Source organism: Stappia sp. (genome assembly GCF_048261845.1).
Lineage (GTDB): Bacteria > Pseudomonadota > Alphaproteobacteria > Rhizobiales > Stappiaceae > Stappia.
Genome location: NZ_JBLXFR010000011.1, coordinates 16,852 through 30,481, shown reverse-complemented (window position 1 = coordinate 30,481; position 13,630 = coordinate 16,852). Strand labels below are relative to the sequence as shown.

Sequence of the window (13,630 nt, the reverse complement as noted above, 5' to 3'; positions counted from 1 at the left end):
CAGAGGGGACTAGCATGCGCAAATTCATCGGGATGCTGACCGCCGTCGCGGCGCTGGGACTTGCCACCGCCGCATCCGCCGAGACCACGCTCAGGGTCTCCAACTGGCTGCCGCCCTCCCATCCGATCGTCAAGGACATCCTCGTGCCCTGGGGCGAGCAGGTGGCGACCGCGACGGACGGCCGCGTCAAGGTCGAGATCATGGCCGCGCCGATCGGCAAGCCGCCGGCACAGTTCGACCTGATCAAGAGCGGCGCGGCCGATGTCGGCTATGGCGTGCACGGTTACACGCCGGGCCGCTTCAAGCTGACGCCGCTGGTCGAGGGACCGTTCCTGGCAGACAGCGCCGAGGCGCTCTCCGTCGCCTACTGGAAGGTGCAGGAGGAGATGCTCTCCAAGGCCGGCGAGCATGACGGCGTCAAGCTCCTGACCGTTTTCACCCACGGCCCCGGCATGATCTACACGACCGGCAAGACGGTCGCCTCGGTCGACGACCTTGCGGGCCTGAAGATGCGCATCGGCGGCGGCATCGTCGCCGAGATCGCCTCGCGGCTCGGCATGGTCGGCGTCCAGGCGCCTTCGCCGCAGGTCTACGAGATCCTCTCCAACGGCGTCGCCGACGGCATCCTGTTCCCGGCAGAATCCGTGCCCTTCTTCCGCATTGACGAGGTCATCCGCAACGGCGTCTCGGTGCCTGGCGGGCTCTACAACACCTCGTTCTTCGTCGTCATGAACCAGGCCAGCTGGGACGGTCTCTCCGACGCCGACAAGGCGGCGATCGACGGGGTCTCCGGCGAGGCGATGGCCCGCATGGCCGGCAAGGCATGGGACGCGGCGGACGCGGCCGGCACCAAGGTGATGACCGACAAGGGCGTCGCCCTGACGGAGGCCGACGCGGCGATGACCGCGGCGATCACCGAGAAGCTCGCCGGCGTCGAGAACGGCTTCCTCGAGGCGGCCAAGGCCGGCGGCATCGACGGCGCGGCCGCGATGGAGATGCTCAAGGCCGAGATCGCCGCGGCGAAATGAGCCAAGAGAAGCCCGACAGCGCCACGGCCGGGCGGGAGACCTCCCTCCCCGCCCGGCTGGTTACCGGTCTTCCTGGTGCGGGAACCCGTGTGTTGCAGCTGGTGGCAGCCGTTCTGCTCCTGGTGATGATGACGGTGACCTTCATCGACGTCATCGGCCGCTACCTGTTCAACGCGCCGCTTCCCGGTGCCTTCGAGCTGACCGAGGTGCTGCTGGCGCTGGTCGTCTTCGTCGGCCTGCCGATCGTCACCGCGCGGCGCGAGCATGTCACGGTCGACCTTCTGACCGGCAGGTTGCCGGGCGGCCTGAGAGCGGCACTTGCCTGGCTGGCGACACTGGCGACCGGATTGGTGCTGGCGCTGCTCGCCTGGCGGCTGGCGACCAGCGCGCGCGACTTTTCCGCCTATGGCGATGCCACCGTCTATCTCGGCATTCCGCTGGGACCGGTGGCGGGCATCATGGCCGGCCTCACCGGGCTCGCGGCCCTGGTCGCCGGCGTCCTGCTGTTCCGCCGGAACTAGGACGGACCGGACAGGCGCCGCCTACGCATTGTGTTCCGGGGGCGGCACCGCCGCCCCCTTTCCCCCACCCCGCGCGACCGGAACCTGCAAGACCATGGAAACCTGGCTTCCCGGCCTCGTCATACTCGTCGTCGTGATGTTCGCCGGCGTGCCGATCGCCGTCGCCATGGCCGCCGTCGGCGGTCTCGGCCTGACGATGATTCTCGGCTTCACGCCCGCCATGGCGATCGTCGGCCAGACCACGTTCGACACCGGCCTGTCCTATTCGCTCTCCGTGGTGCCGCTCTTCGTGCTGATGGGAAATCTCGTCACCCGGGCGGGCCTCTCGGACGAGCTCTACGCCGCCTGCCATGCCTGGCTCGGCCACCGCAGGGGCGGGCTCGCCATGGCCACTGCCGTCGCCTGTGGCGGTTTTTCGGCCGTCTGCGGCTCCTCTCTCGCCACCGCCGCGACCATGGGCAAGGTCGCCCTGCCGCAGATGCGCCGCTACAAGTACGATGACGGGCTGGCAAGCGGCGTCATCGCCGCCGGCGGCACGCTCGGCATTCTCATTCCGCCCTCCGTCATCCTGGTGCTCTACGGCGTCACCGCCCAGCAGGACATTGCCAGGCTCTTCATCGCCGGCATCGTGCCGGGCATTCTCGGCATCCTCGGTTACATGGCCGCCGTGCGCCTCGTCTGCTGGCACCGTCCGGAGGCCGGCCCGCCGGCCGAACGCCTGCCCTATCGCGAGCGTTTCCGCGCCCTGTCCGGCGTCGCCGGCATCACCGCGCTCTTCGTCCTCGTCATCGGCGGCATCTATGCCGGCATCTTCACCGCGACCGAGGCCGCCGGCATCGGCGCCAGCGGCGCCTTCGCCATCGCCCTCTTCCGCCGCCGGCTGACCTTCGCCAACCTGCTGGAAACGCTTGCCGACACGGCCGCCACGACGACGATGATGTTCATGGTGCTGATCGGCGCGCTGATCTTCTCCAACTTCGTCAACATTGCCGGCCTGCCCTCGGCACTGTCCGGCATGGCCAACGCCTCCGAGCTGCCGGCCTGGGCCATCCTGCTGGCCGTGCTCGGCGTCTATCTGTGCCTCGGCATGGTGCTCGAAAGCCTCTCCATGGTGCTGCTCACCGTGCCGATCTTCGCGCCGATGATGGCGGCGCTCGGCTACGATCTCGTCTGGTTCGGCATCGTCGTCGTGGTGGTGACGGAGATCAGCCTGATCACCCCGCCGGTCGGGCTCAACGTCTTCGTGCTGAAGACGGTGATGCCGGACGTGCCGCTCGGCCGGATCTTCCGCGGCATCGTGCCCTTCATCCTCGCCGACATCGTCCGCCTGGCGGTGATCGTCGCCTTCCCGGCGCTGGTCCTTGCACTGCCGAACCTGATGCGCTGATGCGGCCCGCGCGGCGATTCCGGTCTTGACCCGGGCCGTCATTGCGCGCAAATGAAAGAAACGGGCACGCTGCGCTCCCTTTCAGGGCGCGGGCACGATGCTTGTGCCCGTTTCGGACAAAGGGCCGGCCCGCCCGCCATGTTCAGGACGCGGGCGGCACGGCCGGAAGCTGGAGCCCATGCAGGTCGCCACGGCAGCAACCCCGACGAATGCCCGCACCGCGATGGCGGATCGCACCCGCGCGCGCCGCTGGTGCCGCGTCGAGATCTGTGATCGCCACAGGCTCCCCTCGCGCTTCCATGCCCGCTTCGCCGCCGTCTACGGCCTCGCGCGCGCTTAACCGCACGCCCGCATCCGACCGTTTCGCCGCCCGACCGCATCACCGTCATGGCGGCATCCGGGGCCAAGGCTCCAGCAAGCCCCCGACACATCCTTCAGGAGAGACAGATGAGCAGCCCGCGCAGCCTTTACGACAAGATCTGGGACGACCATGTGGTCGAGACGCAGGAGGACGGCACCTCGCTCCTCTATATCGACCGCCACCTCGTCCATGAGGTGACGAGCCCGCAGGCCTTCGAGGGGCTGCGCATGACGGGGCGCAAGGTGCGCCAGCCCGGCAAGACGCTGGCCGTGGTCGACCACAACGTGCCGACCACCGACCGCAGCCACGGCATCGACGATCCGGAATCGGCCCTGCAGGTGGACACGCTGGCGAACAACGCCGCCGAGTTCGGCGTCGAGTATTACAGCGAGACCGACGCCCGCCAGGGCATCGTCCACATCGTCGGCCCCGAGCAGGGCTTCACCCTGCCCGGCATGACCATCGTGTGCGGCGACAGCCATACCTCCACCCATGGCGCCTTCGGTGCGCTCGCCCACGGCATCGGCACCTCGGAGGTCGAGCATGTGCTCGCCACCCAGACGCTGATCCAGAAGAAGGCGAAGAACATGCGGGTGACGGTCGACGGCACCCTGCCCGACGGCGTCACGGCCAAGGACATCATCCTTGCCATCATCGGCGAGATCGGCACGGCGGGCGGCACCGGTCATGTGATCGAATATGCCGGCGAGGCGATCCGCGCCCTGTCGATGGAAGGCCGCATGACCGTCTGCAACATGTCGATCGAAGGCGGCGCCCGTGCCGGCCTGATCGCGCCGGACGAGAAGACCTTCGCCTATATCAAGGACACCCCCAAGGCGCCGAAGGGCGCCGCGTGGGACCAGGCCGTCGCCTACTGGAAGACGCTGTTCACCGACGAGGGCGCGCATTTCGACAAGGAGATCCGCCTCGACGCGGCCAACCTGCCGCCGATCGTGACGTGGGGCTCGAGCCCGGAAGACGTCATCGCCGTCACCGGCCGCGTGCCCGATCCGGAAGAAATCGCCGACGAGAACCGCCGCGCCTCGAAGCGCCGTGCGCTGCAATACATGGGCCTGACCGCCGGAACGCCGATCACCGAGATCGCCGTCGACCGCGTCTTCATCGGCTCCTGCACCAACGGCCGCATCGAGGACCTGCGGGCCGCCGCCGCCGTCATCGGCGGGCGTCAGGTCGCCGGCACCGTCAACGCCATGGTCGTCCCGGGTTCGGGCCTTGTGAAGGCGCAGGCGGAAGCCGAGGGCCTCGACAAGGTGTTCAAGGCGGCCGGTTTCGACTGGCGCGAGCCGGGCTGTTCGATGTGCCTTGCCATGAACGCCGACAAGCTGTCTCCCGGCGAGCGCTGTGCCTCGACCTCGAACCGCAATTTCGAGGGACGCCAGGGCTTCAAGGGCCGCACCCATCTCGTCTCTCCGGCCATGGCCGCGGCAGCCGCGATCGCCGGACATTTCGTCGACATCCGCGAGTGGCCGAAGGCCTGAACCGGGCGACGGCGTCCCGCAGCATGCATTGACCGAAGGGCGCGGCGCGAGCTGCGCCCTTTCCGCATGGCGCGGCCCTGTCGCGCCATTTGTCGGGCTTCACAAGACTGTCACTGTCGCTCTACACTATCGCCGTGTCGGGTTTGCCTGATCCAGGTGATTCCGGCCAAGCAGGCATGAGGAGCGAAGGTGTGAATGTCGCCATCTCTCCAGGTGCTCACCCGGCCCTGGTGCTCAACGCTGACTATCGACCGCTGGCCTACTACCCCCTTTCGCTGTGGGCGTGGCAGGATGCCGTGAAGGCCGTGTTTCTCGACCGGGTCAACATCGTCTCCGAATATGACGTCACGGTCCGAAGTCCGAGCAGCGAATTCCGCCTGCCCAGCGTCGTCTCGCTGAAGAGCTACATCAAGCCGAGCCGGCACCCCGCCTTCACCCGTTTCAACGTCTTCCTTCGCGACCGCTTCCAGTGCCAGTATTGCGGCTCCCGCGAGGAACTCACCTTCGATCATCTCATTCCCCGGTCCCGGGGCGGGCAGACCACCTGGGACAATGTCATCACCGCCTGCTCGCCCTGCAACCTGCGCAAGGCCAACAAGGCCTGCTCCGACATCGGCATGTGGCCGATGCACATGCCCTTCCCGCCGTCGGTCCAGGACCTGCACAACAACGGCCGGATGTTCCCGCCCAACTACCTGCACGACAGCTGGCTCGACTTTCTCTACTGGGACACCGAGCTGGAGCCGTAGACCGCGCCCCGAAAACGCCCTCCGCTGTCGCCGTTCCCGTTCACGGTTTCTCAACCCAGTCGCCGAAAGGCCCGGGTTTCGGAGATCGGTTTAACCAACCGGTCGCTTCTTGCTGCCATTTTCAACCCCAAGGACGTCGCCGGAAGCCGGCAACGGGAGTGGGACGACAGATGAACGCGCGCGACAAGCATCCGATCCTGAAGCGGGCCTCCGGCCTTCTCGATGCCTTCCGGCAGGACCGCAGGGGCGCGATCCTTCCGTTCCTTGCAATCGTCATCGTCGTGATCATCGTCGCGGCCGGCGCCGGGCTCGACTTCGGCCGCGCCATCAACCAGCGCCAGGCGGTCGCGCGCGGCCTTGACGCGGCGATGCTCGCGGTGGCCCGCGAACTCTCGGTGCGCAACATGTCCTCCGCCGAGATCAAGGCCTATCTCGACAGCAATTACGAGGCGTATTTCGGCGCCAACGCGGCAGGCTCCGGCATCAAGGACGCGACGATCGTCATCGACGATCCGAAAATCGACACCGAAACGCGGAAGATCGAAGTTTCGGCAAGCTCCCAGATACCGACCTATTTCATCCATCTCGCCGGCATCGGACCGGATGTGCTCAATGTCAGCGTCAACGCGCAGGCCGTCTACCCCAAGAGCGTCGAGGCCGTGCTGGTCCTGGACGTCACCGGCTCGATGGGCGGCAGCAAGATCAAGGCGTTGCGCGAGGCCGCGACAACCTTCGTCAACACCCTGATTCCCCCCGATGCCGTGGCAAGCAACGAGAAGGTCAAGATCGCCGTCGTGCCCTATGCCTCCGGCGTCAATATCGGCACGACGCGGGCAACGCTCGCCACCAAGGGCGCCAACCTGAGCCGGACCTCCTACACGGGTTGCGTCACCGAGCGCGACGGCGCGCAGGCCTATACCGATGCCGGCTACATCACCGCGTCCGTCGGACCGGGCCCCCAGCAGGCGTCGAACAAGAAGGGCTACTACCGCAACTCATCAGGGGACATCAGTGACAGCGCGGGCTACGTCTGCCCCAGTGTCGAGCTCGTCCCCTTGACCCTCGACCCCGGCTCGGCCACCAAGTCCGGCACACCGCTGCACACGATCGCCAACCTGCCGGCCAGCGGCAACACCGCCGGACAGACCGGCGTCGCCTGGGGCTGGTACACGCTGTCCAGTTCCTGGTCCGCCCTGTGGCCGGCAAGCAGCAAGCCCGCCCCCTATACCGACGAGCGCGTGCTGAAATACATGCTGCTGATGACGGATGGCGAGTTCAACACATGGTTCGACGGCCCGACCAAGGTGAAGGGCAAGACCTATGACTGGATCGCCGAGCAAAGCAGCTCGGAATCCACCAACCGGGCCATCAAGCTCTGCGCGGCTGCCAAGAGTTCCGGCATCAAGATCATCACCGTCGGCTTCCAGATCGGCAGTCTGGCCAACGCCAAGAAGGTGATGAGCCAGTGCGCTTCCTCGCCGGCGGACTACTACCTCGCCGACAACGACGAGGAACTGAAAACCCGTTTCTCGGCCATCGCCAACCAGATCAAGACCACCTATCTGTCGCGCTGAGGCAGACGGGCGGCGGGCGCTGTTTCCGCTCGCGGCGGATGACGTGTAGCGGTCGGGCAGCTGCTTGAGCCGGTCTCGGCCTCTGCCTGCCGCGACCGATGAGAGCCTTCACGCCTGCCGGGGTTGCCGATGGATCCCGGCTCTGCGCTGACGCTTGGCCGGGATGACGGCCCGGGGGAAGGTCGCGCCCCGCGTCCCGCCCCGGCGCAACAGCCGCGCCGGGGACAGGCCCGCAAGTATGGCCCGTGCATGGCAGGCAAGCACCATGCCCGCGCGCGCTCCTCTCCTGGTCAGGAAAGGAGCGCGCGTCGACCCTGTCAGGCGCCGCGATTCTGCCGGTTCTGGATCAGGTCGTCGACGACCGCCGGATCGGCGAGCGTCGAGGTGTCGCCGAGATTGTCGAAGCTGTCCTCGGCGATCTTGCGCAGGATGCGGCGCATGATCTTGCCCGACCGGGTCTTCGGCAGGCCCGGTGCGAACTGGATCAGGTCCGGCGAGGCGATCGGACCGATCTCCTGCCGCACCCAGCCGCGCAGCTCCCTGGCGAGCTCCTCGCTCGGCTCCTCGCCCGCCATCAGCGTCACATAGACATAGATGCCCTGCCCCTTGAGGTCGTGCGGATAGCCGACCACGGCCGCCTCCGACACCTTGGGATGGGCAACCAGCGCCGATTCCACCTCGGCCGTGCCCATGCGATGGCCGGAAACATTGAGAACATCGTCGACGCGGCCGGTGATCCAGTAATAGCCGTCCTCGTCGCGCCGGCAGCCGTCACCGGTGAAATACATGCCCTTGTAGGTGGAGAAATAGGTCTGCACGAAGCGCTCGTGATCGCCGTAGACCGTGCGCATCTGCCCCGGCCAGCTGTCGGTGATCACAAGATTGCCCTCGCCGGCCCCTTCCAGGATCGTGCCTTCCGCGTCGACCAGCGCCGGCTGGATGCCGAAGAAGGGCCGCGTCGCGGAACCCGGCTTCAGCGCCGTCGCGCCGGGCAGAGGGGTGATCAGGATGCCGCCGGTCTCGGTCTGCCACCAGGTGTCGACGATGGGGCAGCGCTTGTCGCCGACCTGCTCGTGATACCAGACCCAGGCTTCCGGATTGATCGGCTCGCCGACCGACCCGAGGATCCTGAGCGAGGAGCGGTCGGTCGACTTCACATGCTCGGCACCGGCTCCCATCAGCGCGCGGATCGCCGTCGGCGCGGTGTAGAAGATCGTCACCTTGTGCTTGTCGACCACCTCCCAGAACCGGGCCGGAGACGGATGGGTCGGGATGCCCTCGAACATCAGCGTCGTGGCGCCGTTGGCGAGCGGGCCATAGACGATGTAGGAATGCCCGGTCACCCAGCCCACGTCGGCGGTGCACCAGTAGATGTCCTCGTCCTTGCAGTCGAAGACATACTGATGCGTCATCGAGGCATAGACCAGATAGCCGCCCGACGTGTGCAAGACGCCCTTCGGCTGGCCGGTGGAGCCGGAGGTGTAGAGGATGAACAGCGGGTCCTCGGCATTCACCTCGACCGGCTCGCAATGGGCCGCGACCCCGGCCGCCGCCTCGTGATACCACACGTCCCGGCCGTCCTTCATGGCGACGTCGCCGCCGGTGCGGCGCACCACCAGCACCTTGTCGACGGCGAGCTTCTCCACCGCCTTGTCGACATTGGCCTTGAGCGGCACCTTGCGTCCGCCGCGCAGGCCCTCGTCTGCGGTGATCACCACCTTGCTGTCGCAACCGGTGATGCGCTGCGACAGGCTGTCGGGAGAAAAGCCGCCGAAGACGATCGAATGAACCGCGCCGAGACGGGCGCAGGCGAGCATCGCATAGGCCGCTTCCGGGATCATCGGCAGGTAGAGCGTCACCCGGTCGCCCTTCGAGACACCGAGATCCTTCAGCACGTTGGCGAAGCGGTTCACCTCGTCGTGGAGCTGGCGATAGGTGATGACCTTGTGCTCGGACGGGTCGTCGCCCTCCCAGATGATCGCCGGCTTGTCGCCGCGGCTCGCCACATGCCGGTCGACGCAGTTGGCCGAGACGTTGAGCGTGCCGTTCTCGAACCACTTGATCGAGACGTTGTGCGGGTCATAGGAGGTGTTCTTGACCCTGGAATAGGGCTTGATCCAGTCGATCCGCTTGCCATGTTCGCCCCAGAACGCGTCGGGATCCGAGACGGATGCCGCATACATCTCCTGGTACTTGTCGTGGTCGGCATAGGCGGCGGCGGCGATTTCCGCCGGGACCGGATAGAGATTTTCGGACATACGGACCCTCCCGAGGTGTTTTCCGGGGGCGCTGGCTGGCCATCCGCGCCCCTTGTGATCGCCGCGCATTATGAGGATCGCGGCCCGGGCCGTCCACTTCGCTGAAATCGTTCTTTCGTAGGCTCGCAGGAACCCGTACCCGCCCCCGCGTAAACTCCGGCGCGTGCGCCGGACGCCGTCAGCCGAACAGGCCGATCACGCAGCCCTGGACGATGAGCACGGCAAGCCAGTGGCCGCCGTCGATGACCGTCAGCGCCCAGGACTGGCCCTGAAAACGGTGGTTGACGATGAGGCTGGTGGCGAGCAGGCCGACCCACACGAGAACCGCTGAAAGGAACCCGTTGCCAAGCGTCACCGGCCCGGCGTGATAGATGATGCCGGCGAAGACGAAGGCCATGACCAGCTGGCAGGCGAAAGTACCGGCATACAAAAGCGGATTTGGTTTGAAATGCTCCTCGCCGAGCCGTGCGGCGCGCATCCAGGCCCTGCCGAGAACGCCGTACCAGAGCGCTCCGACCGCAAAGGACGCGACAGCCGCAGCCAGCACCGCGACCAGATTGATCCCGTCGAACATCATCCCGGACACCTCCCGTGAAAAACCTGTTTCCGTCCGCTATCGCCGCCCGTTGTTGCGGTCAGCCGAAGAGAACCCGCGTGGCGCCGTCCTCGAACGCGGCCACCAGATCCTCCAGCACCTGGCGACGCTCGGCCGAGCGCCCGGCAAGCAGATGGACCAGCGCCTCGCGCCCGCGCAGCTCTGCCGCCGACAGGGGCGGTCCGCGCCGCGTCCCGTAGCGGTCGAGCTCGCCGATCCACACGGTGCGCGGCTGGTCCTGGCCGCCCGTCCCCGACCCGTCCGGCTTGCCCCGACGGCGGCGCGGGCCGAGCTCGATCAGCACAACCGCGTTACGGAAATCCTCGAGCGCGTCGGTCGGCACGAGGGAAAAGAGATAGCGGGTCCCGGAGGCGCCGGCCAGATAACGGTAGCGGTCGCCAAGCCCGAGATCTTCCGCCGCCCGCGGCGCCTCGACGGCGCGTCCCTGCCCTGCCACAGGCGCGGCATCGTCCGGCGCCCGCGCCGGAGAGGCCGAAGACGGCGTATCGTCGGCCAAAGCCGTATCGGCGGCGCGGTGCGCCCCGCCTTCGCCGGGAGCCTGCCGCGCCGGTGAGGCCGGTTGTTTCATGTCGGCAATCTAGAACGTATCGTGAACTCTCGCCAGTGTAAAAAATCGAAAACAGCCTGAGCGCGGTGCCGCCGACACGAAAAGGCCGCCGGCGAAAATCCGCCGGCGGCCTGCCAGTCGGTCACCCTGTTCCGCCAGTCGCGGATCAGGAGGTGACGAGGTTCCTGAGGACGTAATGCAGGATGCCGCCGGCGCGGACATATTCCAGCTCGTCCTCGGTATCGATGCGGCAAAGCAGCTCGATCACCTTCTTCGTGCCGTCGGCATATTCCACCTCGACATCGACCATCTGGCGCGGCTTCAGGTCGGCGACGCCCTTGATCGTCACCTTCTCGGTGCCGGCGATGTTGTGCGACTGCCAGCTTTCCCCGTCCTTGAAGGTGAAGGGCAGGACGCCCATGCCGACCAGGTTGGAGCGGTGGATGCGCTCGAAGGACTGCGCGATCACCGCGCGCACGCCGAGCAGGCGCGTGCCCTTCGCCGCCCAGTCGCGCGACGAACCGGTGCCGTATTCCTTGCCCGCGAAGATGACCAGCGGCGTGCCCGTCTCCTGGTACTCCATCGCCGCGTCATAGATCCACTTCTGCTCGCCGTCCTTCATGGTGACGCCGCCCTCGACGCCCGGCACCATCTGGTTCTTGATGCGGATATTGGCGAAGGTGCCGCGCATCATGACCTGGTGGTTGCCGCGTCGCGCGCCGTAGGAGTTGAAGTCCTTGCGGGCGACCTGGTGCTCCTGCAGGTAGGTGCCCGCCGGCGCCTCGGCCTTGATCGAACCGGCCGGGGAGATGTGGTCGGTGGTGATCGAATCGAGGAAGAGACCCAGAACCGCCGCGCCCTCGATGTCCTCGAGCGGCTTCGGCTCCATGGTCATGCCCTCGAAATAGGGCGGGTTCTGCACATAGGTCGAGCCACCCGGCCAGCCATAGGTCATGCCACCCTCGACCTTGATCCCCTGCCAGTGCTCGTCGCCCTTGAAGACGTCGGAATAGCGGGTGCGGAACATCTCCTCGGTGATCGACGAGCGGATCAGGTCGGTGATCTCCTCGTTGGTCGGCCAGATGTCCTTGAGATAGACCGGGTTGCCATCCTGATCCTCGCCAAGCGGGTCCTCGGCGACGTTGATGTGCATCGAACCGGCAAGCGCGTAGGCGACGACAAGCGGCGGCGAGGCGAGGTAGTTCGCCCGGACGTCCGGATTGACGCGGCCCTCGAAGTTGCGGTTGCCCGACAGCACCGAACAGGCGACCAGATCGTTGTCGTTGATCGTCTGCGAGATGGCCGGGTCGAGCGGACCCGAATTGCCGATACAGGTGGTGCAGCCGTAGCCCGTCAGGTTGAAGCCCAGCGCATCGAGATCGGCCTGCACGCCGGCCTTTTCCAGATAGTCGGTGACCACCTGCGAGCCGGGCGCCAGCGAGGTCTTCACCCACGGCTTGACCTTGAGCCCCTTCCTCAGCGCATTGCGGGCGACGAGGCCGGCGCCGATCAGCACGCTCGGGTTCGAGGTGTTGGTGCAGGAGGTGATCGCGGCGATCACCACGTCACCGTCGGCAAGTCCGTGATCGCGGCCGTTGACGTCGTAACGCTGGCGCGCCTTGTCGACGACGCCGGTGGCGCCCTCGCCGACAAAGCGCGACTCGCCGCGCGATTCCGGCGTCGCCGCCGGGTCCTTGCCGCCGCCCTTGATCTCCTTCAGCGCCTCGGCGAACTTCACCGCTGCCTCGTCCAGCGCGACACGGTCCTGCGGACGCTTCGGGCCGGCAAGCGAGGGCACAACTGTCGAGATGTCGAGTTCGAGCGTGTCGGTGAAGACCGGCTCCTCGCCGCCCGAGCGGTACATGCCCTGCGCCTTCGAATAGGCCTCGACCAGCGCGACGCGCTCCGCATCGCGGCCGGTGGAGCGCAGGTATTGGAGCGTGTCGCCATCGACCGGGAAGAAGCCGCAAGTGGCGCCGTATTCCGGCGCCATGTTGGCGATCGTCGCCGCATCCTCGAGGCTCAGGTTGTCGAGGCCCGGGCCGAAGAACTCGACGAACTTGCCGACCACACCCTTCTTGCGCAGCATCTCGACGACGCGCAGCACCAGATCGGTGGCGGTGATGCCCTCGTTCAATTCGCCGGTCAGCTTGAAGCCGACGACCTCGGGAATGAGCATGGAAATCGGCTGGCCGAGCATCGCGGCCTCGGCCTCGATGCCGCCGACGCCCCAACCCAGAACGGCAAGGCCGTTGACCATGGTCGTGTGGCTGTCGGTGCCCACCAGCGTGTCGGGATAGGCAACCGTCTCGCCGTCCTCGTCCTTGGTCCAGACGGTCTGGGCGAGATACTCCAGGTTAACCTGGTGACAGATGCCGGTTCCCGGCGGCACGGCGCGGAAATTGTCGAAGGCGGACTGGCCCCAGCGCAGGAACTCGTAGCGCTCGCTGTTGCGCTCGTATTCAAGCTCGACATTGCGCTTGAAGGCGCCAGCGGTGCCGAAATAGTCGACCATGACCGAGTGGTCGATGACCAGGTCGACCGGCACCAGCGGGTTGACCTTCTTCGGGTCGCCGCCGAGCTTGACGGCCGCATCGCGCATGGCCGCAAGGTCGACCACGGCCGGAACGCCGGTGAAGTCCTGCATCAGGACGCGCGCCGGGCGGTAGGAGATCTCGTGGCTGGACTTGCGGGTCTTCAGCCATTCGGCACAGGCCAGGATGTCCTGCTTGGTGACCGTCCGCCCGTCCTCGAAGCGCAGCAGGTTCTCCAGCACCACCTTGAGCGAGTAGGGGAGCCTGGAAACGCCTTCCAGCCCGTTCTTCTCCGCCTCGGGGATGGAGAAATAGGTGTAGGTCTTGTCTCCGACCTGAAGCGTCTTCCTGGCCTTGAAACTGTCGAGCGATTTGGTCACGGCTGGCGGTCCCCTTGTTGTCTCGGGCGCGGCTGACCCCATGGCCGCGTCGCGCCCAACGAATGCGTTCGCCCGCCTTGCGGTCGTCGTCCTGGAAAAACGCCGAAAGCCGGGCTCGCCGTCTCGCGCGCGCGGACTTGGGCATCCGCGCACGGGTCGGCGCCCGTATAGCGAAT

The 13,630-nt window shown here is 66.8% G+C and carries 11 protein-coding genes; 7 read left to right on the top strand and 4 right to left on the bottom strand.

The annotated features are described in order from the left end of the window. Positions 1-14: 14 nt before the first annotated feature. From ACN0T5_RS06910 to ACN0T5_RS06880, 7 genes are all read left to right on the top strand, one after another. Complete coding sequence (locus tag ACN0T5_RS06910; RefSeq protein ID WP_417767889.1) at positions 15-1,028, top strand: TRAP transporter substrate-binding protein; 1,014 nt, start codon at positions 15-17, stop codon at positions 1,026-1,028. Then, positions 1,025-1,549, top strand: coding sequence for a TRAP transporter small permease (locus ACN0T5_RS06905; protein ID WP_417767888.1), 525 nt, complete (start codon positions 1,025-1,027; stop codon positions 1,547-1,549). Before ACN0T5_RS06910 ends, ACN0T5_RS06905 begins: the two co-directional genes overlap by 4 nt. 94 nt (positions 1,550-1,643) lie before the next feature. Then, positions 1,644-2,936: a TRAP transporter large permease gene (locus ACN0T5_RS06900; RefSeq protein WP_417767887.1), complete on the top strand. Its 1,293-nt coding sequence runs from the start codon at positions 1,644-1,646 to the stop codon at positions 2,934-2,936. A 178-nt stretch (positions 2,937-3,114) separates the two neighbouring features. Next, positions 3,115-3,276: a hypothetical protein gene (locus tag ACN0T5_RS06895; RefSeq protein WP_417767886.1), complete on the top strand. Its 162-nt coding sequence runs from the start codon at positions 3,115-3,117 to the stop codon at positions 3,274-3,276. A gap of 107 nt (positions 3,277-3,383) precedes the next feature. After that, a complete protein-coding gene (leuC, locus tag ACN0T5_RS06890) occupies positions 3,384-4,796 on the top strand; it encodes a 3-isopropylmalate dehydratase large subunit (protein ID WP_417767885.1) in 1,413 nt (470 codons plus the stop codon). Between the two features lie 176 nt (positions 4,797-4,972). Beyond that, positions 4,973-5,545: an HNH endonuclease gene (locus ACN0T5_RS06885; RefSeq protein ID WP_417767884.1), complete on the top strand. Its 573-nt coding sequence runs from the start codon at positions 4,973-4,975 to the stop codon at positions 5,543-5,545. A 170-nt stretch (positions 5,546-5,715) separates the two neighbouring features. Continuing rightward, positions 5,716-7,119 carry a pilus assembly protein TadG-related protein gene (locus ACN0T5_RS06880; protein ID WP_417767883.1) on the top strand — a complete coding sequence of 468 codons (1,404 nt, stop codon included), beginning with the start codon at positions 5,716-5,718 and terminating at the stop codon, positions 7,117-7,119. Between the two features lie 317 nt (positions 7,120-7,436). Here ACN0T5_RS06880 and acs read toward each other — a convergent pair whose 3' ends face one another. The 4 genes from acs to acnA all read right to left on the bottom strand — a co-directional run bounded on the left by acs (position 7,437) and on the right by acnA (position 13,454). Beyond that, positions 7,437-9,377: an acetate--CoA ligase gene (acs, locus tag ACN0T5_RS06875; protein ID WP_417767882.1), complete on the bottom strand. Its 1,941-nt coding sequence runs from the start codon at positions 9,375-9,377 to the stop codon at positions 7,437-7,439. A 178-nt stretch (positions 9,378-9,555) separates the two neighbouring features. Beyond that, positions 9,556-9,954, bottom strand: coding sequence for a DUF1761 domain-containing protein (locus ACN0T5_RS06870; protein ID WP_417767881.1), 399 nt, complete (start codon positions 9,952-9,954; stop codon positions 9,556-9,558). Between the two features lie 58 nt (positions 9,955-10,012). Continuing rightward, positions 10,013-10,561: a hypothetical protein gene (locus ACN0T5_RS06865; RefSeq protein ID WP_417767880.1), complete on the bottom strand. Its 549-nt coding sequence runs from the start codon at positions 10,559-10,561 to the stop codon at positions 10,013-10,015. 145 nt (positions 10,562-10,706) lie between these two features. Then, complete coding sequence (gene acnA, locus ACN0T5_RS06860; protein ID WP_417767879.1) at positions 10,707-13,454, bottom strand: aconitate hydratase AcnA; 2,748 nt, start codon at positions 13,452-13,454, stop codon at positions 10,707-10,709. Between the last annotated feature and the right edge of the window lie 176 nt (positions 13,455-13,630).

Excerpts from the sequence above, each read along its gene's own strand:
- ACN0T5_RS06910 (WP_417767889.1), top strand. The coding sequence starts at position 15 with ATGCGCAAATTCATCGGGATGCTGACCGCCGTCGCGGCGCTGGGACTT.
- ACN0T5_RS06865 (WP_417767880.1), bottom strand. The coding sequence starts at position 10,561 with ATGAAACAACCGGCCTCACCGGCGCGGCAGGCTCCCGGCGAAGGCGGG.
- ACN0T5_RS06900 (WP_417767887.1), top strand. The coding sequence starts at position 1,644 with ATGGAAACCTGGCTTCCCGGCCTCGTCATACTCGTCGTCGTGATGTTC.
- ACN0T5_RS06880 (WP_417767883.1), top strand. The coding sequence starts at position 5,716 with ATGAACGCGCGCGACAAGCATCCGATCCTGAAGCGGGCCTCCGGCCTT.
- leuC (WP_417767885.1), top strand. The coding sequence starts at position 3,384 with ATGAGCAGCCCGCGCAGCCTTTACGACAAGATCTGGGACGACCATGTG.
- ACN0T5_RS06885 (WP_417767884.1), top strand. The coding sequence starts at position 4,973 with ATGAGGAGCGAAGGTGTGAATGTCGCCATCTCTCCAGGTGCTCACCCG.
- acs (WP_417767882.1), bottom strand. The coding sequence starts at position 9,377 with ATGTCCGAAAATCTCTATCCGGTCCCGGCGGAAATCGCCGCCGCCGCC.
- ACN0T5_RS06905 (WP_417767888.1), top strand. The coding sequence starts at position 1,025 with ATGAGCCAAGAGAAGCCCGACAGCGCCACGGCCGGGCGGGAGACCTCC.
- ACN0T5_RS06895 (WP_417767886.1), top strand. The coding sequence starts at position 3,115 with ATGCAGGTCGCCACGGCAGCAACCCCGACGAATGCCCGCACCGCGATG.
- ACN0T5_RS06870 (WP_417767881.1), bottom strand. The coding sequence starts at position 9,954 with ATGATGTTCGACGGGATCAATCTGGTCGCGGTGCTGGCTGCGGCTGTC.